This window comes from Paraglaciecola sp. 25GB23A, assembly GCF_040012495.1.
Lineage (GTDB): Bacteria > Pseudomonadota > Gammaproteobacteria > Enterobacterales > Alteromonadaceae > Paraglaciecola.
This window is the reverse complement of the sequence record NZ_JBDYKM010000001.1, coordinates 830,826-851,158: the sequence shown is the minus strand read 5'-3', so window position 1 is coordinate 851,158 and position 20,333 is coordinate 830,826. Positions and strand designations below refer to the sequence as shown.

Below are 20,333 nucleotides of genomic sequence, written 5' to 3'. Positions count from 1 at the left end.
CAACAGAAAAGTCAAAGCTGAAACTGAACTACTCCGCCAAAAATCGATACTACACACCTAACTAAACAATTATCAAATTCTTTGCTTAGGGAAGCTAATGGATCTCTTTTTATTGACGCTATTCTCTAATGCATGACCTTTTGCCACTCGCCATCGATATATGACATTTCGTAAAATGGCCAATAATGTTTATCTAATTTCAGGGTAGTAACCGTAGGCACATTGCTAAAATCCATCGACTTAATTAATACCGATGCTTGATGTGCTTTACCTTTAACTGCTGCAACAAAATCATCTGTGGTTGCTATGGTTTGTCCGTCAATTTCAATTATACGTCGCATTGCATACATACCGTAACGCGTTGCCGGTGAACCAAATTGATAACTAGCAACATACACTCCGCTGGCACTAACGTTTCCTTGCAACTGAGCAGCTCGGTGCGGTGCATGCAAATACAGTCCTGACCAAAAGAATACCTGTTCGATATCATTGCCAGTTAACAGATTGGTTTGTATTTGCACAGAATTAACCTGTCCCTCACTAAAATAGGTGACACTGACTAGCGGTTTTTGCGACAGAGTTTCGACTTGTTTAAAGGATGAAACGGCAACACCATCAACCTCTAACAAAATGTCTCCGCGCTTAAGAAAATTGGCACTTTTCGCACTAACCGGCACATTTACGACTACCAATAGTTTGTTTTCAGTGGGGTTTTGCTCTTGTAATTTTAACCACCATTCTTCAGGTAAGCCCATTTGCAGCGCGTAAACAGGTGCAATCTGACTCAACCTTAAATCGAATGAAAAAACCTCACGCTCACCGCTGGCTAAGGCAATTAATTCTTTGACGTAATGAATCGGCATACCCGCCAAAATATAATTGGGATCTTTACCATTTTCGTTACTCTCTTCAAAGTATGTCCACAGCGCCAGTGCATCGCCATCGGCATCAGCTATCACCCCATCAATGACGGTATTGGGATTAACCAAATAAGCGACTTTAATATTTTTTTCAATATATTGTGGTACGGTAAATTGCCGCAACCAAAGTTCATCCACCGTGTCGATATTAGTCTGTCGATATTCAACAACACCTTCGTTATTGAGTCCAGTTTGCACAATGGCGTCGCCAGATACCATTGGCTTGTTACTAAAACGTAGTTGAGATACAGGTATATCACCTAAATCTTCTGGAGAGTAAGAGATCAAAGCCAAATTGTGCAGTGGATGAATATACTCAACTCGGCCCTCTATTTCTAAACGATTTTTGAAGGTCAGTTTTACATCACCTAATTTACTAAAAACAATGCTTCGAGAAACCACAACCCAGCCTTTTGCGACATCGACTATAACCCCAGTTCCTTCACGACTGTCATTCCCCATGCGTCCCTGGATTGCATATGGACTGTTGAAATTTACTCTAACTAAAGAGTCTTCGATATCCCTGACGATTACATTCTTATTTTTATTCGCTAAAGTTGCCGGTGCAGCTTTATTTTCTGGTGCTGCTGTATCTATGCAGGGCCAGTAGCCTAATTTAAGATCTTTTTGACAATAACTGTGTTCAAACCAAGTTCGCTGGAGCTCAACTAGAGCATAATTTGTTGTGTTTGGCGTATCGAAATCGAAGTAACGTAGATTAATTTTTCGACCGCTTTCTATTTGGCTAAGCTGAACTTGTAACTCTTCTACGGTATCAACACTTACCCCATTAAACTCAGTTATAACACTTCTATTAGGTACGCCAGCTTTTTCGAAACCACCAGACGACGCAGCAACATACACGCCTCGAATAGCTTTGTTAAAATGTCGAGCTTGTTGATAAGACAAAGTATGAAATATGCTGCCATCCCATTTAACTAGAGAGGAGGGGCTTGTTTCATCTAAATCACTGACTTCAACACTGACAGACAAGCTTTTGCCTCTTCGCAATACTTGAATTTCAACCTCTTGATTTACATGCTCATTCAGAATGGTCTCTAGTGCAGAAAAATCTGCAATTGGCTGCTGTTCAACCTCAAGTAATATATCACCCACTTCGAGTAACTTTGCGGCAGAACTCTCCGGAATAATGCTTCTAATCACCAACATGCCTTGGCGGTCACTAAATGCTAGGCGATACTGACTTTCAAGCTCTTCGCTTAAGCCCAAACGCGTTAACTCTGCATAAGGAGTAGATATGAATGTGCTTAAAATCGAGCCTCGACTAATCTTTTTGTTGATTTGCAGCTGCTGTAAGGCTGTTTTAATTATATCTAAAGGCAAATAAAATGCATTGGCCGAATTATTTTGACTGCCAGCATTTAGGGCAACGACCTCACCATCAATGTTGATCACAGGAGAACCGGATGATCCGCCCGTCGATGCAGTTGCCGCCTGAATATAAAAGATATTAAAGTCATTGTACTGCCCCTTGCCATACAATGGTGCGTCGCGGTCAAGCCGTGATATCGTTCCATCTAAAATTGACACTTTTTGCCCCGCATCGTTACCTATCATGCGGATCTCTTGTCCCACATTCGGCATTTTATCGCTTAATCTAAATTCATGAGGCTGGATGTATTTTATCTGAGCAGGATCATATCGATAAAATCCAAAGTCATGCACGGGATCGATATATAAGGGAGTTAAGTCAATTTCTTCGTTATTTATTAATACAGCTTTTGCTGTCACTGGACCGGGAGTGACAACGTGGCGATTAGTTAAAATAATGCCTTTTTTTGCATCTACGATAAAACCAGTGGCAGAACTACTACTATTCCATTTTCCGTCGAAACTCATTGGTGCATCGATATAAATACTGACCACTCCGCTCGACACTGACTGTACTGTATCATTCCAGTTTTTGGCGTTTTGTTCGGGCCCGCACGCATTCAGTAAAACCATGGCAGTGGCCAATAAACCGCAGCAGAGCCAATGAGAAACTATTGTATTTTTGAGTAACATCCCTTCTACACCTTTATTTATGAAGTTTTTCAAAATTAGACAGGCAAATAAGTACAATACCATCGGCACATCCGTATAACATCTTTACCATACTTGACGATATTACTACATCAAATGCCGGGTGAAAATCCATATAATTCAACAATTAAAAGCATGTTATTGTCGAGCTTAGAAAAAAAGGATGAATGACTTTTTTTAAGTGAAGTAAAAATAATTAGGCCAGTTAATATCTAAACTAACTGGCGCAAATATGTGCACGTCTAATAAGCTTCTAATCAGACCCTAACAGTATTGTTTAACATTCAGCTACTAAGCATGTAAATGTGAGTAGATAACCCGTAGGGTAGTCATTAGCGACTTCTTCACACTTGGCCAAGCAATCGTGATGTTGTCTATCAAACTCTGGGTGCAATCAGCCTCTAAACGCGTGACTTGATCAATTAAAGCCATAGAGTTGACTCTATTTGCGAGGGCTAATAGCTGCCTTACACTGAGTTTAATTTTGCTAAGATCCTCGGTACTCATCGCCTCATCAGCAAGCTTGATGTTGGAATCTAGCTCATCCATTAGTTTATTGAGTGCCACAGGCAGTGGCTCTGCACTGGTTTGTTTTTGCAAATAGGGCAATAAATCAAACCAGGCTTCGGGATTAGCAGGCAAAGGTAATTGAGCGAAATGAGGAGCCGGACGCGCCTCTTCTTGTTGTTCTTCAACTTGAGCTTGTTGTAACTCCACTTTGTGAGCGGCAACCAAGGCTTGTTCTTGCTGGGCAAGTTGTGACTGACTACTTTCAACTTGTTGTTGAGCGGCTTGTAGAGACTTTTCTTTTAGTTCTAATTGAGTTTTACTATTCAATAGCTCCAATTCTAGCTTTTCTAATTGTTTATTCAATTCTGACTGGCTGTCATCCTGATCATCCAAACTTTGCTTGCTTTGACTATATTCTTGCTGTACCTGCTGTAACTCTTCCGTTAAGGCCGCTTGTTTGGATTGCAATTCATGGATATTTTGCTCTCTACCCTGAAGTGCTAATTGCTGCTCAGCTAGCTGCTTTTGCAAGGCTGTTTCTTGCTGCTCTTGTTGTTGTAAACGCTTAGCTAAGTCTTCAGCAGCGTGCCGTGCTTCGTTAAGCTCAGCTTGCAATTTCTGTTCACCTGACAAGGTTTGATTGACTTGGGACTCAGCTTGTTCGAGCTCACGCAAGTTACCGTCAAGTTTACTTTTCATATCAATATTTTGTTGCTCTGCTTGTTGCAAGGCAATTTGCAATTGATGCTTTTGTTCTTCAATTTCGGTCAAAAACTGGCGACGTTGCTCTTCATTACCGTCCATCAAAGCCTGTTGTTTAACGGCACGTTTTTCAACGTCAGCTAATTCCACAGTAAGCTGTTCTAAGCGATGTTGCTGCTCTATGCGCTGGCGTTTTTCTAGATCGGCCAAACGTTGTTTTTCATCCAATTTTTGTTGGGTTTCTTGCAGTTCTTGTTGTTTTATTTGTGCTTCGTTTTTCAGCGCCTCTTGTTGCGCTTGCCATTGTTGTTCGCTTTGAATAATAAGTTGTTGTTGCTCTAACTCCCGCTGTTTTAACAGGCTTAATTCGTGTTGTAATTGTGCAAAAATTTCCTGTTGTTTGGCTTTTTCTTGTTTCTCAGCATCAGTTTGTTGTTTAGCCTCATTGAGTATCAGTTCACTTTGTTGCAGTTTTTGCTGTTTATCCAATAGCTCTGCTTGCAACTGACTTTGTTGTTCCTGTAATTGTTGATTCGCTTGATTAATTTGTTCTTGGCGTTGTTGAACGGAATGTTCCATTTCAACTAATTCGTTTTGCAAACTTTTTAGCACGGCTTGCTGCTGCTCTTTTTCTATTTTATCGCGCGCCGATGCCTGTTGGGTTTCATCCAACTTGTGCTGTGTATCTGATAACAACTGTTGTTTAGCGGCCAATTCTTGCTGCAATTGAGCATGCTGTTGCTGCATATTGCCTTGCTGTTGATGGCTCATCTCTTCAAGCTTATGCATTTCATGTTGCAAATGCTCCACATGGCGGGCCTTAGTCGACAGTTCAGACTGGGCACTGTGACAGGCTAACTCTAACTCTCTCCTTTCTTGTTCGGCCTGAGCACTTGCTTTGCGCTGATTTATCAAAAGCTCACGCAGCTTTTCTGTGGTTCTACCTGAGCTACTTAATTGTGATTGCAGGGTGCTAATTTGGCCACTCACATCAGAAATTTGTTGGTCTTTCTGAGTAATTGACTGCTTAAGATTATCAATTTGACCAATAAACCCAGCCATTTTTTGTTGTTGTAATACCTGCTCTTGTTTTAAGGTTTGCGTGACTTTTTCACTTTGTGCTAGCTGATTTTGCACTGCGGAATATTTACGTTCGGAATATTGTAAGGCATCAGCAATTTGGTTTCGTTGTTCTTGTAAGCCGCGTACTTTTGAAACCGAACTTTCTAATTGGCTAGCAAGTTCTTCATTTTCACTTTGGCTTTGTGCCAATTTATCGCGACTGCTTTGATATTCTTGCTGCAGTTGTTGGATTTGCTTACTGATATCTTGATGGGCTTGTTGCAAGTCTGAAATAGTGTTTTGTTTTGCCGACAAGTCAACCTGAGCTGCCTGCAACTGCGTTTGGGTATCGACTAAACTCTTCGCTTTATTGGCCAGTAAATCTTGACTGTTTTCAAGTAGCTGTTGTTTTTCAGCCACTTGGCGCTGTGCAGCCTGATGTAAGTTAATGGCTTCAAGACGTGCTCTTTCCGCTTCTTTAATAGCTCTGAAATCTTTCCAGATACATAGAATGGCTTCACATTGTTGTGCTTTGAAAATAGGCACTAAGCTTAGTTGACAAGGTAAAGCCTGACCATTGACCTGATGCTCCCATAACAGAGATTGCATTTGTCCCTCTTGTTTAACTTGTGCAATGTGTTTGGCTAATTCTTCAGCTGTATCTGAATCTTTGTTGAAGGCATCGTCGTTAGGTAAGGTGCCAAGTAATTGTTGTTCATCTTCAACATCAAAAAACGCACAGGCGGCCTCATTTAAGCGAGAAAAGCCTTGTTCACTCAAGATCGCCATGGGTTCACTGGTATTAACCAATAGTTGTTCGAATTTATGTAGTTGATATTGCTCAGCCGAAATATCGGCTATCCAACATAAGTACTCTTGTTGTTCAGTATCCAGTACATCTATGCTTATTTCACTGGCTAAGGTATTACCATTGTTATCTTTTAAGTTCGCTTTAAACTGATGAAGTTTACCATTTTTATTGAGTTCTTTAGCGGCTTTGGCAGAATGATTAGGATCAGCAAACAATTGATATAACGTAGTTTTTTTGAGTTCTTTGGCTGTCGTATCTAAACGTTTGAAGAGGCTAGGATTGCCTTGTATTAAGTTATCGTGACTGTCCATGATCGCAATCGACAAAGGCGCTAAATTGAGCAAGTCATCAAAACGCTTACGCTCTTTTTGCGCAATTAATGTGGCTTTTTTGAGCTCACTGATGTCTTCCATCATGCCTACCATGCCGGCCTTATGACCATTTTTATCAGTGTAAGATTTTAAGCTAAGGCGCAGATGACGAACACTCTTGTCCAAGGCGCTAATAGTAAATTCTTTATTTTGACCCAAGCGTGAAAACTGAATATCACCACCGGCTTTGGGATGAAGTTGTCGAATATCTTCCGGCAAGAATTCAAGATCGTGGATGTCCTGTGACATAATTTTACTTTGACTGGTTCTAAATAAACTCTCAAAAGCAGTATTACAAGTAACAACTTGATTTAAATCGTTGAGTAAATAGACCCCGTGCCGAGAAGAATTGAGTAAGGCTTTGGTGAGATTTTCACTGATCCCAGCTTGGCGAGTTTGCTCAGCAAGTTCGCTTTGGTCTTGCACCATAAATTCTATACTTACAGGCTCTCCCTTGACGTTAACCTGACATACTCGGCCAAATAATTGAATTAAAATAGGCCCTTGTTTACTGTTAAAGTGACATCGACATTCAACCGTTGGCTGGCGCTTAGTTTCTTCCAGTGTTTTGTTAAATTCAAACAAGTCTGAGTGTTCGATAAGCGCTGCGAATTGGCCTAAATTACCCGATAATTCGCTAACATCGCGTTGCAACATATTGGCAAATACGTGGTCACCTAAATAAGTTTTCTTTTCTAAATCAAGCCATACTCTGCCCAATTTAGTTAGGGTTAAACGGCTTTCATACTGCTCAATTTCGTCGCTCTGTTTATCGATTTTTAGTTGATTATTGGTCACATCGGCAATGGTTACGACTATCGCTATTGGATGAAGAAAATCTGCTGAGCGCTTGAACTCGAGGGTTAAATGCCGATTACGTTCAAATATCTGAATTTTGCCTGGACTATTTTCATTTACCTTACTTTCAATTTGAGACAGGTTTTGTTGGCTAAAAAAGTCAGTGAAATCACGATTAATAATATCTTCTGTTTTTTTGCCTAGGAAATAACAACCGACACGGTTGAGATAAATAATTTTGCCAGCTTGGTCGAGGTGAATGCTGGCTTCATTAAAGCTGTCCAGTAAAGCGAATGTTTGGTTTATCTCTTGGGCTTGGGCGGCTAACTTGCGACGACTACTGCCTTGTTTGATTTTTAACAGAAATATAAAAAGAAGCAAAGCAATGATAAGCCCCGCAACGCCATAAATCCCGAGGTTCACTTGCTCTACTGAAAGATCAAGCACCTGTTGGCCAAAAGCAAAACTGGCTGGACTAACTAAGCCTAAGACACCACAGATTAATCGATTTAATTGTCTCACCAATAAGGGCTTCAACATGCCACTTCCCACTCTGACTAAAAACACCGGTCAGACTACGCTGAAATTAATAAAAACGATAGATTCAAAATCAAAGAAAGGTATTATTAAAAATACTATAAGACTATTAAAAAAACGTATTAGGCATAATGTAAACCATTGAGCCGCAACGATAACATTAATAGCAAAGCCTGCTTTTACCTTAACAAATATGCATACAACTCGTTTGAAATCTATTCTGCAAGCGATTACTTTTTACTTACCGTAGGCAATTCACTGACATCACCAACACGCTAATATAGGTAGTAAAAGTAATACCCATGCACAAAAAAACTCACCGCTGAGGGTGAGTTTTTATGTTTTACATTTACCGTTTGGGGAACATGCCACCTGGACCACCAGGCCCACCTGGCGGCATCATGCCTTTGAGGTTACGCATCATTTTGCCCATGCCTCCACCGGTCATTTTTTTCATCATTTTTTGCATTTGCATAAATTGTTTAAGCAAACGGTTAATATCTTGAATTTGTGTACCAGAGCCAGCAGCAATTCGACGTTTACGCGAACCGTTAATCAAATCAGGCTTGGAGCGCTCATTTGCCGTCATTGAATTGATTATCGCTTCCATTTGATTGAAAGATTTATCATTCGCTTTTTCTTTTACTTGCGCCGACATATTGCCCATACCAGGCATTTTATCCATCATCGACATCATGCCGCCCATATTACGCATTTGCTCCAACTGCTCTTTGAAGTCTTGTAAATCGAAGCCCTTACCTTTTTGGACTTTTTGCGCCAATTTTTGTGCTTTAGCTTTATCAACCTTCCGCTCAACTTCTTCAATTAAGCTTAAGACGTCGCCCATCCCCAATATTCGTGAAGCAATTCGCTCAGGATGGAAGGCTTCAAGGGCATCTAACTTTTCACCCATACCGATGAACTTAATCGGTTTGCCGGTAATATGTCGCACAGAAAGTGCAGCTCCACCTCGAGCGTCACCATCGGCCTTGGTTAATATCACCCCGGTTAAAGGCAGCGCATCGTTAAAAGCTTTAGCCGTATTGGCCGCATCTTGCCCCGTCATAGCATCCACTACAAACAAGGTTTCAATGGGTTTGATAGCCTTGTGTAGGGCTTGGATCTCCGCCATCATTTCGCCGTCAACGTGCAAACGACCCGCGGTATCAACTATTAATACATCGTAAAATTGTTTACGTGCATGGTTAATTGCAGCAAGGGCAATATCTACCGGTTTTTGGCTAAGGTCTGATGGAAAAAATCCAACGTCTAAATCGGTGGCTAAAGTTTCAAGTTGCTTAATGGCTGCCGGACGATATACGTCAGCACTAACCACCAACACCTTCTTTTTTTCACGTAGTTTTAAAAACGACGCTAACTTACCAACACTGGTGGTTTTACCCGCACCTTGCAAACCTGCCATGAGTATTACTGCAGGCGGCTGAGCAGCTAAGTTGAGCTTCTCATTAGCTTGGCCCATTACGGCTTCAAGTTCTGATTGAACTATTTTAATGAAAACCTGACCGGGATTTAAACTTTTACTGACTTCAGTGCCAACGGCCCGCTCTTTTACTTGGGCAATAAAATCGCGCACAACTGGCAAAGCAACATCAGCTTCAAGCAATGCCATGCGCACTTCACGCAAGGTATCTTTAATGTTGTCTTCTGTAAGACGGCCTTTTCCACTGATGTTTTTTAGGGTTTTCCCCAAGCGTTCGGTCAAATTTTCAAACATGAATCTATGGTTACCTACAATGTCAAATTAGAGCCAGTATAGCGAAATAGCGTGCAGATAAGAATAATCAATCTAACTTTCTCACAGAACTTTATCTTTATCTTGCTTGATCGCGCATTAAAGCGGTGTCAACCGCTGATAAATAATGGTAATTTACTCATTAGTTTTTATAGAATCAAATTTTTCAGGCGGAGTGTTAGGTGTTGATTGCTATCAGGTTTTTACTATGCTTTTAGAGCTAATATGTTTTGTAATCTATAGCTTGTCGGCGGGCATCATTGTCGCCGGATTATTTAGCATCACAGGACCCAAAAAGCCTCTTGCACTAATATTGGCGGCCATGGCACTGCTCATCCATATTTTTATCTTATGGGATACTGTCATTATTTTGCCGGGGCAGAACATGAGCATAATGAATGTTGTGTCGCTGGTCGCTTGGCTTATTAGTATGACTATGCTTTTTGCGTCTTTTAAGTTACCCAACACCATTTTATTGCCTGTCGTCTTTGGTTTTACCGCTGTCGTAGTCTTATTAACACCTTTGTTACCCGACATGCACATCATGCATTACAACATTAAACCTGCTTTATTGATCCATATTGGCTTTGCCTTGCTAGCCTATGCGTGTTTGAGCATCGCTTTTTTATACGCTATGCAATTAGCCTACATCAATTTACGTTTAAAAGAGAAAAAAGCCTCTCTGTTACATTCATCGCTGCCACCTTTGATGGCGGTTGAAACTATTTTATTTAAATTGCTTTTTGTGGGTACCATTTTGCTGACTTTATCGTTAATAAGTGGTTTTATGTTTTTAGAAAACATGTTTGGCAAAGAGCAAGCCCACAAAACAGTGCTGTCATTAATTGCGTGGCTTATTTACAGTATTATTTTATTTGGTCATGTTCAGTTCGGTTGGCGTGGCAAGCCCGTAATTACAGCTACGATAGTGGGGTCTATTTTTTTGACCTTGGCCTATTTTGGCAGTCGATTTGTGCGTGAAGTAATCATCAACTCATAAAAGTCTCTTGAATAGAGTGGCATTAGCCCTTACATTCATCATTCAGTCATAGCATAGGAAGGTTTTAGTTGGACGATATATCCACCGGTAGTTTATTTATTCTACTGGGCATTTTGATTTTATTTTCAGCCTATTTCTCAAGTTCAGAAACAGGCATGATGTCAATTAACCGCTATCGACTTAAGCATCTTGAAAATGAGGGCAACAAAGCCGCAATCAGGGTCAGGAAATTAATTGATCGTCCAGATCGATTAATCGGGCTTATTTTGATTGGTAATAATTTGGTTAATATCGCCGCCTCTATTATTGCAGGTATTATTGGTAGCCGCTTGTTAGGCGATGATGTATTGGGCCTTGTTTTGACCACCGTCATTTTGACCTTCGTAGTACTCATTTTTGCAGAGGTAACGCCCAAAACAGTTGCCGCCCTGTACCCAGAAAAAGTTGCATTTCCCAGCTCATTTATCCTCGCACCTTTGTTATTGGTATTTTATCCTTTTGTCTATTTAGTCAATGGCATTACTAACGGCCTATTGGCTTTGTTTCGCATCAGTCCCTCCGATGGCAGTGGCGACAGCTTAAGCAGAGAAGAATTGCGAACAGTCGTATTTGAAGCAGGCGCCATGATCCCCAAAAAACACCAAGATATGTTAGTGGGAATTTTGGACTTAGAAAAGGTCACCGCTGAAGATATTATGGTGCCACGCAGCGATATTGTTGCTATTGATATCAATGATGATTGGAAAGATATTCAAAAACGATTGGTAAATGCCCAGCATACACGGGTTTTGTTGTATCGAGACAGTATTGATGATGCAGTCGGTTTTGTGCATGTGAGAGACGCCCTGCGCCTATTATCAAGAGATCAGTTTACCAAAGCCAGTTTATTGCGCGCTGTGCGGGAAATCTATTTCACCCCAGAATCTACCCCTTTACATACATTAATGTATAAGTTTCAGGCAGCAAAAGAGCGGATTGGCCTAGTGGTTGATGAATACGGTGATATTCAAGGTCTGGTAACCTTAGAAGATATACTTGAAGAGATCATCGGTGATTTTACTACCAGCTTTTTACCTGATCACAGCAAAGAAGCAAACTTGCAACAAGATGGCAGCGTGCTTATCGATGGCAGTGTTAACGTACGGGAATTGAATAAAGAGTTAGATTGGCACTTTCCTACAGAGGGTCCCAAAACCTTAAATGGTTTAATACTTGAATATCTCGAAGATATTCCGCAGGCCAATATCAGCTTAAGGTTAGCCGGTTATCCCATCGAAATAGTTGAAATGAAAGATAATATGGTTAAAACAGTCAGAGTCATGCCAAAACTTTACCGCACAGATAGCGGGCGTGACGCGAGTAGTTTGTCTGGCTAAGTATAAAAGACAATATAGGCTCTGTAGTCATTTTTGCACTGACGAGAGCTTATTTTGTCGATTTTGTATTATTTTAAGTTTTAAGAATTCTACTTTGCTATTCAGCGAATTTAATTTAGCAAAAATATCCTGCAACTCATCATTATCGGTGAGTTGTGATTGCGCAACATGCTGTTCAAGCACTTCTTGCAAATGGGCGGGGAGACTTTTTGTATTCATAAAAGGGTTATCGGTAACTAAGGCAAAAATCTGAAGTTTAGTTACTGTCAGAATCATACATAGATGGATGATAAAATGCTTTTAGCTCACCCAGCCCTGTTTTGTAGTCATATTCGATGATTGCCATGCTCGATGTATCAAACAAAGTGCCTTGATGAGTAAGTAATATTTCATCGAGTAAATAACAAATGAGGGGCATATGACTAATCAAGATAATGCTCTGTACTTCTGGATTCTTACTTAAAAAATTATCTAATACTTTGTGCATTTGTCTTGGTTTAGCCTCAGGTATGAGCTCAACAACGTCGACTTTACGCTCAATACTTAATTGCGAACTAACTCCCGCATAGGTCTGCTGAGCGCGGGTAAACGGGCTCACTAGTGCCACATTGATAGTATTGTTGTCAATGACATGACTTGCCAACCAGCTACCTGCTGTTTGAGTCTGCCGTTGGCCATAAGCGGTCAAATTACGGGCTTTATCTGAAATATTACTGGGTTCAGCTTCACCATGACGCATGACAATTAATTTCATAAATTTCAATGTGGGTATTTTTAACTCAATAATACAACAAATAACGCAACTAAAAATCTTTAGCATGTTAAATTTAGTTTATGCTTTAGGATAATTTTTCAAATTGGACAATCAATTTTGCTTAAATGTGAGAATGATCCACGTCGATACGACTATTTCACTTTAAAAAACGGACTACAAGTTTTAGTCGTAGAAGATATCAAAAATAATAAAAGTGCATGTGCCGCCACCTTTAGTGTAGGCCATTTTGATGACGATGCAGACTGTCAAGGACTGAGTCATCTGCTTGAGCATATGTTGTTTATGGGAAACAGTGAGTTTAAAACACCCAACTCGCTCAATGATTTTGTGTCCGCTCAGGGTGGCTCCATAAATGCGTCAACTGGCACTGAGACCAGTAGCTATTTTTTCGATGCTGCAAATGACTCATTAGATTCGGCATTGGCGCAGTTTTCTGCGATGTTATTTTCTCCCTTATTCTTAGAAACCTATATTGAAAAAGAAATTCAGGCCATTGATGCTGAATTTAAATTAAAACAAAGAGATGATCTACGCCGTTTATATCAAGTCCACAAAGAAACCTGCCACGCTGATCACCCCTTTAGTAAATTTTCAGTAGGTAATCTAGCGACTTTTTCTCCTTTCAGCCTGACTGAATTAAGCGCAAAACTCAGACATTTTCATCAACGGTATTACCAAACCCAAAACCTTTATTTATGTTTGGTGACGGCATTACCTTTAGAGCAAGCTAAGCAACTAGTCAGCAAGCATTTTGCGCAATATAAAGCTGGCCCTAAAATTGAGCGACTGCCCTACCCTGCGCTGTATCTTGAGCACCAACTGGGGGTGCAAATAAATATCGTCCCATTACAAAAAGCACAGCGTTTGATAATTACCTTTGCCTTGCCCGCTCAAGCATCATTTTATCGAGCCAAACCATTAGCCATTATTAGTCATATACTTGGTGATGAAGGTTTTGGCGGCTTACTCGATTTTTATAAAAGTAAAAATTGGGCAACCAGCCTAAGTGCGGGCGGCGGTATTGAGGGTTCCAACTTTAAAGATTTTAATATTAACCTTCAGGTTACTAATGAAGGTATGCAAAACCAAGAGGCTATCCTAAGTACGCTTTTTTCTTATATCAACTTAATCAAAACTCAAGGTTTAGAGTCATGGCGCATTGATGAAATGGCCAAGTTAAACAACCTTGCATGGCAATATGGTGAGGCACTTAAACCTATTGATGAAGCACTTAAACTCTCACTCAATATGCTTGACTATCCAAGCGAACATGTCGTTGTCGGTGATTATCTTTTTGACCAAGTAAATGCAGTTTTAACCCTTGATATGTTGGCCTTTTTTGTGCCTCAAAATATGCGCCTCAAAATTATTCATCAACAACAAGAGACTGACTCGATTGCGCATTGGTATGACACCCCATATAAAATAATGCCCTTACCAAAAAGCTTGCTTGATAGCGGTAAAAAACTAGCCAAGATAAAACAACTTTCTTTACCTAAGGCAAATCGTTACCTTTGTGATGAAAATAAACTTCGTGAAAAACAAGGCGACTTTGCCCTGCCCAAACAGATTATTAAGCAACGGGGCTTAGATTTGTGGTTTGGCCAAGATGAGCAGTTTTTGCAACCTAAAGGTGATTGTTTCCTAACCTTTGACTGCCAAGCCATTACCGAAGGTATTGAAGTAGCGACCTATAAAAGACTGTGGGTCGCCCTTATTAATGAAAAGTTAAGTCAAAAATACTATCAAGCAAATCTCGCCGGTTTACATTTTCATTTGTACCCACATCAGGGAGGGTTTTCTTTACAAACCAATGGGTTTAGCGCCAAACAATTGGATTTTTGTACGGATTTACTCACCCAAATCGTTGTTCAAGAAGACTTCAGCCAAAGTTTCCAACAGGTAAAAAATAACCAGGTTCAAACGTTGAGCAATAGCCTTTTAAATAAGCCCATAAACCGCTTATTCAATCGACTCTCGGTACTCTTACAACAATACAATTATGCGCCTAGTGATATGGCAGACATTATGTCTACTGCCCAACTTAGTGATGTAACAGCGACTAAAAACAAGCTCTTAAGTCACTTTTACCTAGAGGGTATGATGTACGGTAATTGGGCTTATGAAGACACCCACGCCGTGGTTGAAAAAGTGAGCGACTTTCGCCAGCGCTACTCTAAAAGTGAAGCCTTATCAAAGGGCTTAGTTGATTTAACCCAGGAAACCACTCAAGTTCACTTTGTTGATTGCCACCACAGTGATGACGCAGTCGTCATGTATTTTCAAGCGCCCAGTGCACAGGTTGAAGATATTGCTTTGACGATGCTGTTAGAACAAATAATTTCAACGCCTTTTTTTAATCAAATGCGCACTGAACGTCAATTAGGTTATTTAGTAGGTAGCGGCTATTTGCCCCATAATCAGCATCCGGGTATTGCCCTGTATATACAATCGCCTAATTATTCAGCAGAGCAATTAATAATAGCGATGCAGCAATTTTTAAACGAGTTTTCCCTGGCCCTAGGCGAGTTTGAAGCTATTTGGACGTCGTTAAAAGCGGGGGTAATTAGACAGTTGAGCCAAACAGATAGTCACCTAAGCATGAAAAGCCAACGATTGTGGATGTCTATTGGTAATAAAGACTTTAATTTTTCATATAATGAAAAATTGGTTGCCACTATTAAGCAATTAAACTTTTCACAATTGGTTGAATTTAATCAGCGACTTTTGATGCAACGCCAATTTGGCGAACTTGTGCTAATCAGTGCCAAAAATTCCAAGATAAAAATTAACCCTGATTGGCAGTTAATTCCGTCTGTGACTACTTTCAAAAAACGCGCAAACTACTTAAGTTAAAGGGTAACTAGTCAAAAAGTAGTCAATCTGCAATTTATTATTCAAGCTTTGTCGATTTTCAGTGATTAAGGCTTGTAGCACGCTCCTAATTTGGGCATATTTAGAGTCTTGGCAATATGGATATGCCACCTAAAACTCTAATAACAACAAGGTAGATAAACTGCCAATGGGTGAAAAGTGCGTATTCGTTATTTAAAAAAACTTAGTTATTTTCTTTGTTTGCTAATAATCAGCCAATTAATTGCTCAGACGGCTTACGCGCTAAATTCTAAATTTCAAAATTACTCTCTGGCTCAAGGTCTTTCCCAAAACACGATTCCTGACATTGTAGAAGACAAACGTGGATTTATGTGGTTTGCCACATTAACTGGACTAAATCGTTTCGATGGTTACGAATTCAAAGTATATAAACATGATCCAGATATAGAAAATAGTTTACCCGATAGTTTTATTAGGGAGCTTTTGGTTGATAGCTCCGGAAATTTATGGGTGGGAACCTTATCCGGTTTAGCTCGTTATAACGAAAAATCAGACAATTTTGAGACATACAACAAAACAAATAGCGTATTGCAACATAATGAAATTCTTGCGTTAGCATTAGATGCTAATGATAGATTATTAGTTACAGACGAAAAAAACTTATATTTTTATGAGCCCGAAACAAACTCTTTTTCTATAAGGCAAACCCTAGGTTTGCCATTACCCCCTGCTATAACATTTATCTTTGGTGAAAAAGATAAAACTTGGATAGGAAGTTTTGGTCATGGGCTTTTTTTACTAGACAATGAAACAAATTATTTATATGACTTAAAAGAAAAAAACCCTTGGGGTTTGAGTTTAAAAGCCACTATTTTAAATGACATTATAAAAATAGATAATACTTATTGGTTGGCAACAAATCAGGGAGTATACAAATTTCAATCTGACAGTCTAACTTCAACTCTTTATGATACCAAAACAAAAATAGCCATCAGTGGAGACGATGTGAAGAGTTTGTCTCAGGATCACCTTGGAAGATTGTGGTTTGCCACAACCACTGGTTTGAGTGTTTTAGACCCCCAAAATGGAAACATTTTCTCTTACAATGACAAAAATAATGTTAATTTTGGGATAGAAAATATCTTTTTTTTGAAGGTATACAAAGACTCAAAAGATACACTTTGGTTTGGTTCATACTCTGGTGGCATTTATAAACATACTCCTCAAACACTTCACATAGATTTTTTTCAGAAAAACACAAACTCTAATTCATTGTCAGGAAATAATATTTGGGGTATTGCTCAAGACGACAACGACAAAATTTGGCTTGCAACTCAATCCAATGGATTAAGTGAATTTGATCCAGAGAATTATTCTTTTAAGCATCATTTAAAAGATTTCAAGCATAACATCTGGAATTTGTTGGTTGACGATTTAAATCAAATTTGGGTCGCAAGTAGTGGAGGATTGTTTGTATATAAAAAAGATGACAAAGGACAGTTACGGCTTGTTGTCGCTTTAAGCCAAGGGAACCACATTGAATACATTCACAATATCGCTGGCCGAATTTGGATAAAATCATCAACAAATAAAATCGAATCAATTAATCCTAGGACTTTTGAGTTTGATTCAATTCCATTGACAAACTCAAACATTAAAGAAGTAAACCCTGTCTTTTTAGACAGCCGAAACAATCTTTGGCTAGTTACAACTTTAGGAATAATGCTGTACAACTTGGACACCAAACAGGTCAATCAGTTGATATTTAATTTTAATGATAATGTCAGTTATTTTAGTTCTATCGCAGAAACTGAAGATGCTTTTTGGTTGTCATCCTTAACTCATGGTATTTTAATTTTAGATAAAAATAGCTATAAAGTTATTAAACAGATCGACACAACTAATGGGCTTTCTGGCAACCAAATTACTAAGTCATTTGTTGTCGGCAAAAGTCTATGGGTAGGAACGACTGTTGCTGGCATTAACGAAGTGTCTTTGGATAAGCGCGAAGTAATACAAACAATTTCACCAAAGCGACTCGACTACAACGAACTAAATGAAGGCGCCGCGTTATTAAGCCGTAACAATAAGTTATATTTCGGTGGCACTAATGGATTTTTATTATTTGACCCCAAAGAACGCAGTCTGACAGTTGAACAGTTGAATAAAAAACAACTAAATCCTGATATTGCGCCAGTCATTATACAATTGAAAATAGCTAGCGAAGAAGTCAGTTTGTATACACCTCTCAGTCCATTAACAGAATCTATTGAATCGGTTGAGAGAATCAAGTTACCGGCTAATGAATACATTTTAAGTTTCAAATTTGCCCAATTAAATCCAGTTGAACCTGAAGATATTCAGTATCGTTATAGATTGTTAGGTTACTCAGATAAGTGGGCTGAAACCGACATAGACTCTCCTAGAAGAGCACCTTTTAATTTACTAGAATATGGTGACTATGAGTTCCAAGTACAAAGCCGTATAGGTGGCTCGCCTTGGTCATCCATTAGAAGTGTAAAAATAGAAATGTCTCCTCCAATACATAAATCACAAAAAGCGATGATTTTGTATAGCGTATTGCTAACATTGATTCTTATTTATTGGATTAAGCAAACTAGAGCTAAAAGAGCTATTCAACAGTCGATTCAAGAAAATGAAGAACGCTTAAAACTGACGTTGTGGAGCAGTGGTGATGAGTTATGGGATTGGGATATCTATCAAGGCCAAGTATTTCGTTCGAACACTTGGGGAACACTCGACTTCCCGCAAGATGATATAAGGGTTAATAGTGCTTATGAAGCCAATATTCACCCCAACGATATCGTCAAAGTGCAAGAAACCTTGCGCGAACACCTCAAAGATAAAAGCGAACACTATGAAGTGACCTATAGAGCGCGCACGTACAAGGGTGAATGGGTGTGGTTACTTGACCGCGGTAAGGTAGTCAGCCGAGACAATAATAATCAAGCCCAACGCATGACGGGGACATTAAAAAATATTAGTCATTTAAAACTGGCTGAAGAACAATTAAAACTGTTTAAACGCTCGATAGAAACTATCTCTGATGGTGTATTTATTACCGATAGCGCTTTTAAGTTTATTTCAGTCAATAACTCATATTGCAAATATACCGGCGAAACCAAAGAGCAAGCCTTAGTCAGTTATTTGACCTTTCACCAATACCCAGGGGCCTTTACCGAAGAAGTCAAAAAAGCGATACGACAGAAAGGAAACTGGTTTGGTGAAGTTGAATCGCGCCGTACTGATGGTGAAAAATACGAAATGGAATTGAATATCGATGCCATCAATGATGAAGATGGTAAACCGAGCCATTATGTTGGCGTTTTCTCAGATATCACTACCCGTAAGACGACCGAAAAAGAGCTATTAAAACTGGCTAATACCGACCCCTTAACCGACTTGCCCAATCGGTCATTTTTTCAAGCTAGCCATAATAATATCGTGCGCAGAGACACTCACCACGCCCTTATCTGCTTAGACATGGATAACTTTAAAAAAATTAATGATTCGTTGGGTCATCAAACTGGCGATGTATTAATTAAACAAATTGCCAAACGTCTGCAACGCATATCAGGCACCGAAGCGACTTGCTATCGTTTAGGCGGAGATGAATTCAGCATATTGATTGATAAATCGACCGATGTGCACCGCATTACCCATTTTGCCCAAACCATATTGGATGATATGGCGAGACCGTTTTTAATTAATAAACAAGAGTTTGTGTTAGGCGCCAGTTTGGGCATTGCATTCTATCCTGAAGATGGCAGTACGCCCCAAGAATTACTCAAAAATGCTGATACTGCGATGTACTTTGCCAAAAATGCCGGCGGCAACAAATATCAATTTTTTAGTGGCGAAATGAATCAAAATGCCGTCCGCCAATTACAAATAGAAAATCTTATTCGGCACGGTCTAAAAGAAGACTTATTTACGGTTTTTTATCAACCCAAGGTCGACATCGCCAGTGGCAAACTTGTCAGTATGGAGGCCCTAGTCAGGTATGAACACCCAGATAAAGGTTTGGTCAGCCCTTCGCAGTTTATTCCTCTGGCAGAAGAAACCGGCCAAATTATCGATATAGGTGAAGTCGTACTGCGTAAAGCCTGTGAAGAAACTAAGCGTTGGGTAGATGCTGGGTTGTTCACCGGCAGGGTTGCGGTAAACATTTCTGCCCGTCAGTTTGAATTACCTGACTTAGATGAGCGGATTATTTCAATCCTGCAACGAGCGGGTTTGTCACCCCTGCATTTAGAATGTGAGATCACTGAAGGGACTCTAATGCAAAATCCGGAAAGTGCCCTGCGCATGATGCAACGTTTGCGCGAGCGTGGTATTCATTTGGCCCTAGATGATTTTGGTACCGGATATTCCTCTTTAGCCTATTTAAAACGGTTCCCAATTAATACTTTGAAAATTGATAAAGCCTTTATCGATGATATTGCCACATCCAGCGAAGATCGCCATATGGCCCAAGCGATTATCACCATTGCCCATAATCTTGGCTTAAAAGTCGTGGCTGAAGGCGTTGAGCATGAAAATCAGTTGTCAATTTTACGTCGTTTTAAGTGTGAGATGTTACAAGGGTATTTGTACAGCAAACCTTTAAGCTCAACACGCTTCGAACGTTTACTAAAAGAAAATCATGAATTAAATAAAATGATACATAAAAGTGATAGCTAAGATAGTTAACTGCATGATTAATAATTATATTTAAATATCGAAATAAAAAACAACAGATATAAGTACAAAAACCTAAGGGAATTTTTCCTCTCAGATAAAAGCTGGCACGCTTCTCGCTATACTGTTATTGACTGAC

9 protein-coding genes are annotated in these 20,333 nt (G+C 39.6%); 4 read left to right on the top strand and 5 right to left on the bottom strand.

Going from position 1 to position 20,333, the window contains the following annotated elements; all coding sequences use genetic code 11:
• Nucleotides 1–125: 125 nt before the first annotated feature.
• From ABKW31_RS03695 to ffh, 3 genes are all read right to left on the bottom strand, one after another.
• Nucleotides 126–2,945 (bottom strand): trypsin-like peptidase domain-containing protein, encoded by a 2,820-nt coding sequence (locus ABKW31_RS03695; RefSeq protein ID WP_348614846.1) that lies wholly within the window; start codon nt 2,943–2,945, stop codon nt 126–128.
• 309 nt (nt 2,946–3,254) lie between these two features.
• A complete protein-coding gene (locus tag ABKW31_RS03690) occupies nt 3,255–7,757 on the bottom strand; it encodes a PAS domain S-box protein (protein WP_348614845.1) in 4,503 nt (1,500 codons plus the stop codon).
• Nucleotides 7,758–8,103: 346 nt separating this feature from the next.
• Complete coding sequence (gene ffh, locus ABKW31_RS03685) at nt 8,104–9,489, bottom strand: signal recognition particle protein (protein ID WP_348614844.1); 1,386 nt, start codon at nt 9,487–9,489, stop codon at nt 8,104–8,106.
• Nucleotides 9,490–9,715: 226 nt separating this feature from the next.
• On the opposite strand from ffh, the gene ccsA reads away from it, so the two are divergent.
• Together ccsA and ABKW31_RS03675 are read left to right on the top strand one after the other, a co-directional pair.
• Nucleotides 9,716–10,507, top strand: coding sequence for a cytochrome c biogenesis protein CcsA (gene ccsA / locus ABKW31_RS03680; protein ID WP_348614843.1), 792 nt, complete (start codon nt 9,716–9,718; stop codon nt 10,505–10,507).
• A 68-nt stretch (nt 10,508–10,575) separates the two neighbouring features.
• Complete coding sequence (locus ABKW31_RS03675) at nt 10,576–11,883, top strand: CNNM domain-containing protein (protein ID WP_348614842.1); 1,308 nt, start codon at nt 10,576–10,578, stop codon at nt 11,881–11,883.
• A gap of 27 nt (nt 11,884–11,910) precedes the next feature.
• Here ABKW31_RS03675 and ABKW31_RS03670 read toward each other — a convergent pair whose 3' ends face one another.
• Both ABKW31_RS03670 and sixA read right to left on the bottom strand, forming a co-directional pair.
• Nucleotides 11,911–12,102, bottom strand: a complete 192-nt coding sequence (locus ABKW31_RS03670; protein ID WP_348614841.1) for a hypothetical protein — start codon at nt 12,100–12,102, stop codon at nt 11,911–11,913.
• Between the two features lie 37 nt (nt 12,103–12,139).
• Nucleotides 12,140–12,637 (bottom strand): phosphohistidine phosphatase SixA, encoded by a 498-nt coding sequence (gene sixA, locus ABKW31_RS03665; protein WP_348614840.1) that lies wholly within the window; start codon nt 12,635–12,637, stop codon nt 12,140–12,142.
• A gap of 117 nt (nt 12,638–12,754) precedes the next feature.
• Between sixA and ABKW31_RS03660 the strand changes: the two genes are divergently transcribed.
• Complete coding sequence (locus ABKW31_RS03660) at nt 12,755–15,514, top strand: insulinase family protein (RefSeq protein ID WP_348614839.1); 2,760 nt, start codon at nt 12,755–12,757, stop codon at nt 15,512–15,514.
• A 219-nt stretch (nt 15,515–15,733) separates the two neighbouring features.
• Nucleotides 15,734–20,197, top strand: a complete 4,464-nt coding sequence (locus tag ABKW31_RS03655) for an EAL domain-containing protein (RefSeq protein WP_348615192.1) — start codon at nt 15,734–15,736, stop codon at nt 20,195–20,197.
• The last annotated feature ends 136 nt before the right edge of the window (nt 20,198–20,333 follow it).